The 5,098-nt window shown below is 48.4% G+C and carries 5 protein-coding genes; all 5 read left to right on the top strand.

The window, feature by feature from the left end; genetic code table 11:
- The coding region (pyrD, locus tag KB557_RS08715) for a dihydroorotate dehydrogenase (quinone) (protein WP_255133314.1) at positions 1–666 on the top strand (666 nt) is incomplete at its 5' end.
- 21 nt (positions 667–687) lie between these two features.
- Positions 688–1,557: a hypothetical protein gene (locus KB557_RS08720; RefSeq protein ID WP_255133316.1), complete on the top strand. Its 870-nt coding sequence runs from the start codon at positions 688–690 to the stop codon at positions 1,555–1,557.
- Positions 1,550–2,248, top strand: coding sequence for a PilN domain-containing protein (locus KB557_RS08725; protein WP_255133318.1), 699 nt, complete (start codon positions 1,550–1,552; stop codon positions 2,246–2,248). The genes KB557_RS08720 and KB557_RS08725 overlap by 8 nt, the downstream gene beginning before the upstream one ends.
- Positions 2,245–2,871, top strand: coding sequence for a hypothetical protein (locus KB557_RS08730; RefSeq protein ID WP_255133320.1), 627 nt, complete (start codon positions 2,245–2,247; stop codon positions 2,869–2,871). The genes KB557_RS08725 and KB557_RS08730 overlap by 4 nt, the downstream gene beginning before the upstream one ends.
- Positions 2,872–2,927: 56 nt before the next feature.
- Positions 2,928–5,098 (top strand): type II and III secretion system protein (locus KB557_RS08735; RefSeq protein WP_255133322.1); only part of this gene is annotated, 2,171 nt, incomplete at its 3' end.

Raw genomic sequence — 5,098 nt, forward strand, 5'->3', positions numbered from 1 at the left:
AAATCAAAGCTGGTGCCATTGGAGCGTGCCGCCTGCGACTACGCCGCATCACTGGAGCAATTGGCAGCTTTTGCTGATTACGTAGTTATTAATGTGTCTTCTCCAAATACACCTGGTTTACGCCAATTACAGGATGAAACCCTGTTGCGGCAATTGGTAGAACGGCTGCGTTGCCAACCTGCATGCCCGCCGCTGCTGGTGAAGATTGCACCGGATCTAGAAGATGCTGCGATTGCAGCGGTTGCGCGCCTGGCCTATGAGGAAGGCCTAGCTGCGGTAATCGCTACAAATACCAGCCTGGATCGTTTTGATTTAGCTGATCGCGTGCTGCCCCAAACCGGCCGTTGTTTAAAAGATGAGGCGGGGGGTTTAAGCGGTGTGCCATTGCGGGCAAGGGCGCTGCAGGTATTGCGCTGCCTGCGGGCTAATGCCGGGCCGCAGCTGCCGTTGATTGGGGTGGGCGGCATAGATAGCGCTGAAACCGCCTGGGAGCGGATTGCAGCGGGGGCAAGCTTGGTGCAGCTTTATACCGGTTGGATTTATCGCGGCCCTGAATTAGTGCCTTGGATTTTGGAAGGTTTGCAACAACAACTGGATTTTTATGGCTTGAGTTCAATCCAAGCAGCGGTGGGATCTGAATTGCCGTGGCAGAGGGGGGAATCTTGAAGAGGTGTTGCTTTTATTGCGGTGCTCGGAACCCTGCTCAGTGATCCATTTGCAACGGTTGCACCCCTATGGCGGCGGCTAAATCGCTGGGGGTTGGCGGCGGTAGAAATCAACGATCGTTGTTTAGCCCTATGGGCCCCAGGTGCTATTTCAGCAACAGTGGCACCCCTACCAGAGGGTTTAGTGCTGGATGGGATCCCGCAAAATCCAGCGGCGGTGGGTGATTTATTAGGTGATCTGGTGCTGCAGGCGGGTTTGAATTTAAGGGCTGCAGCTGCTTTGCTGCCTAGTGGTGAAACGGAATGGCGCATGTTGCGGCTGGAGCCAACGGCGCCATTAAAAGCGCAGCAATTAGCCCTAGCTGGAGTGGATCAGAACTTGGCGTTAATGCCGTTAGCGGAACCCGGTGAATGGATGGCACTTTTGAATAAATGCCAAACGATTGATCGCTGGATTGAGGTTTTTGCAATTGCTGATTTGGAACTTGATTTCCTTGAAGTGGCGGAAATAGCGCAGTTGCGGGCCCTTGGCATTCAGTTTGGTGATCCTGCTGCGCCTGATTGCTTGCTGCTTGATCTCCAAACCAATGCATCCCATTTCACCTGGATGCAAAAGGGCAAACCTTTTTATCGCCAGCGTTTAGGGCCGGCAGGCGTAGCTAACAGCGCGAAGTTATTGGCTGAATTAGCAGTGATGAGCCAATTTCATGATCAGCCGGTCTGGCTAATGGGTTGTGAATTGCTGCAGCCAGGGCTCGCTGAACAGCTGCTGGAGGGCGGTAATGGTTGGCTTCAATTAGCGCCATTACGTGCCATTGGTAGTGGCGATCCATTGACAGATGCAGCATTCGCCGGCCTCATAGGCACGGCGCAACGCGTAGCGGATGGTTGAACACCTGCAGGTAGATCTGCTGCGGCAACGGCGGGAGGAGTTAGGGATTAGCCCTAAACCGCTGATATCGCCGCGGCAATTGCTATGGAAAGGTGGCGCCTATGGGCTGGTGCCATTGGCTTTGGTATTGCTGGTGGGGGCAGGGATGTTTTGGCGGCAGCAGGTGCTGCAGGCATCGGTGGTGGCGCTGGAGCCGGCTGCAAGCCAGCACGACAAGCTGCAACAGGAAAATACCCAGTTAGAGATGAAGGTATTGAAATTAAATCAGGCCAATCTTGTATTGGTAGATGGTTTATTAGCGGTGCGATCTTCCTCTGCGCTATTGGCGGAATTAGCAGCAATAACGCCCCAAGATTTGCAAATGCAAACAGTAAAAGCTGATAGCGGTAGTTTTAGTTTGAAAGGTAAGGCGGCAATGCCAGCAGGTTTTGTGCGTATTAATGCTTTGCAATTAGCGATGGAAAAATCATTATTTTTTAAAAAACCGGTGCAATTAAAAAAAGCACAACAAGAACAAACAAAATCCAAAGATAATGAAGAGCAAGCAGTGGTTAATTTTGAATTAATAGCTGATTTTGATAACACAAAACCGCAAAAGCCGTATCTACTGTTGCAACAACTAAAGCCTTTGGGTTCATTAGGAATGGCGGCGCGGGTAGAAGCGATTAAGCAGATGGGGTTACTGCCATGACAAATTTTCAACCGGAACAAAAAGCAACGGGGCTGGCGCTTGTAACACCAGAACGGGCTTTGCTGCTATTGCCGGTGCTGGCGGGGGTGGTGGTGGCAGCTGTAATTGCTGGATTGGCTTTAGTGCCATTGGCTGGAACGTTGCAAGAACTAGATAAGTTGGAAAAAGAACGGATCACAAAACGAGATGCACTCGCTGAAGTGGTGCGCGCCCAGGGACGTTTATTTCAACAACAAGCCCGCTCAAAGGCTCAAAAAATGAAGCTGTTGCAATTGGTGGCAGGTGATCGTTCATTAGCAACGCTATTAAGCCAATTAAGTGTGGAAGCAGCAAAAGCAGGGGTGAATTTAGAAAGCTATGAACCGCAAACCAGCACTGCTGCTCCAGTTGCCGTGTCTCCTGGCGCCCCAGTGGCAAGTGGTGATCCTTTACTGGGGGAAGGGGTAAAAAAAGAGCAAAAGCTAATGGTGGTAAAAGGTAGTTATCAAGGCTTATTAATGTTTTTAAGGCAGCTAGAATGGGTTACTCCATTACTTGTAATTAGTGATCTATCGCTGGAGGCGGGCCAGGTGCAAACGCAAACTAAGCTTAAGTTTACATTAGCAGCTTACAGCCGTAAATAAATGCTGGTGAATTGCTGATTATCTAGTTATTATTATCATGCTGATATCTAATCGCAATGAATGCAGCGCGCAGCTTTTTAGCCAGCAGCCTTGGCTTGTTGTTGGGGATACCTGCCTGGGCGGGCATTCCAGCAGATTTAAAGGTGATACGCAGCCCGGGCAGTGTGCAGCTGGTGTTGATGGGGATGGGATCAAATCCAGAAATCAGGATGGGGCAACAGGGTGCAGGGCTTGAGATTGAGGTAACAACTAGCCAGGCAACGGAATTAGCAGCTGGGATCAGGCAATTGTCTTTAGCTGATGTGGGCTTTGCATCGGTGGAACTTGATGGCGGCGGTAATCGTTTTGTATTGCGGGTGCAACCGGTGCAAGGGCGTGGGGTACCAAAACCGGTAGTTACAGATGATGGCCAATCGGTGCGGCTCACATTTGCAGCCCAAACATTGCCGCAACAGGTGGCTGGTAGTTACAACATCCGCACCCCGGGCCAGGTGCCGGTTTCAAATTTTGTGCCGCCTTTAAAGCAAAGGGCCTATGCACCACCGGTAGGTGATATGGCGGTGGGCACGATGCTGTTAAGGAACCCAAGTTATGTGGCATTAAAAGGGCCTCCGGTAACACTCACCACCCGTAATGCCAGCGCTAGGGATGTGTTGATGCTTCTTGCCCAGATGGGTGGCTATAACTTTGCATTTGCAGATGTGGGGGCAAATACATCTAGTGGTTCTACTGGATCACAATTGCCGCCTGGCAGCGGATTAGTAACGGTGGCATTTCAACGGGAACCTCTTGAGCGAGCCTTTAATTTTGTGTTGTTGAGTTCTGGATTGCAGGCAAAGCTGGAGGAACGCACGGTGGTGGTGGGCTTAAATGTGCTTGCTAAAACGATCGGCAATCAAGTTTCAAAGGTATATCGCTTGAACCAGGTTTCACCGGAAGGGGCAGCGGATTATTTAGCTAATTTAGGTGCAACTATTACTAAAACCAATACAATTACATCAACATCAAATGAATCATCATCTACAGGCGTATCAACAGCAAACGCATCAGCAAGCACATCCAGCACTTCTACTCAAACCGTAATTGAAAGTTTTGGTGCACCCCAAGGTCCATTAAAGGGCTTAATTGGTACTACTGATAAACGTTTAGGCACAATTACTTTAATCGGCGGATCTTATCTCGTGAGTGTTGCAGAGGGATACTTGAAGCAATTAGATCTGCGCAAACGCCAGGTGGCAGTTAATGTTAAAATATTAAACATTGATCTTGATAATGCGACGTCAATAGATAATAGCTTCTCAACGCGTATTGGTAATACTTTTATAGTTAATGATTCGGGGCAAGCGTTGATAAATTTTGGCACCTTAAAGCCTCCTGGAAAAGGTTTGGGATCGGGCAAGTTTGATGGCAGTGGTACACCACTAACAGCAGTAACCCCTTTTGGTTTTCCTAATAGTAAACAACTCTTTCAAAATAAAATTGACGGATCAACTCCGTTTGAGGGAAATTTGTTGCCAAAGCCGGGTGGCGGATATCAGTTTGCCAGGCCAGGATTCGGATCATTTGATAATCCAGGACAACCTGGTTTAGGAGTTTCTGAATTTACTTTAGAACCAATTGTTAGCGCAACTGGAGCTGTAACCGGATATAATATTTTGGAAAAACCCGGCAATCCGGCTGTTCCAAATAATATGAAATATCCAAATGGTTTGGTTGATTATCTCTCGGCTACTATTCAAAGTAGAAACACAAAAACCCTTGCGGATCCCACTTTGCTGGTTCAAGAAGGTGAAAAGGCAAAAGTAGAAGCAATTACTAGCGTAATTACTAATGTGCAAGTTACTAATAATGCAAACAATACTACAACAAGCACAACTACGCGTGAGAATGCGGGCCTTACCCTTGAAGTGCAGGCAGAAAAAATAGATGACAATGGTTTTATTACACTTCGGATGACACCTCAGGCATCTATTCCTGTACCAGCTGGCACCCTTAGTGTTGGCGGCGCTGATGTGGCCATAAGCAATATTGTTAAACGCAGCCTTGATTCAGGGAGGGTGCGTCTAAGAGATGGCCAAACTTTATTCCTTACGGGTGTAATTCAAGAATCAGATGCAGCAATAGCTAGTAAATGGCCCGTGCTAGGGGATTTGCCATTCTTTGGTCAGTTTTTTAGAAAAACAAATACCGGGCGCCGTAAATCTGAACTCGTAATTGTAGTAACCCC

This window comes from Synechococcus sp. Cruz CV12-2-Slac-r (genome assembly GCF_024346075.1).
Lineage (GTDB): Bacteria > Cyanobacteriota > Cyanobacteriia > PCC-6307 > Cyanobiaceae > Synechococcus_D.

What these genes read in the sequence shown, in the direction of transcription:
- KB557_RS08725 (WP_255133318.1), top strand. Translation starts at nt 1,550, where the DNA reads ATGGTTGAACACCTGCAGGTAGATCTGCTGCGGCAACGGCGGGAGGAG.
- KB557_RS08730 (WP_255133320.1), top strand. Translation starts at nt 2,245, where the DNA reads ATGACAAATTTTCAACCGGAACAAAAAGCAACGGGGCTGGCGCTTGTA.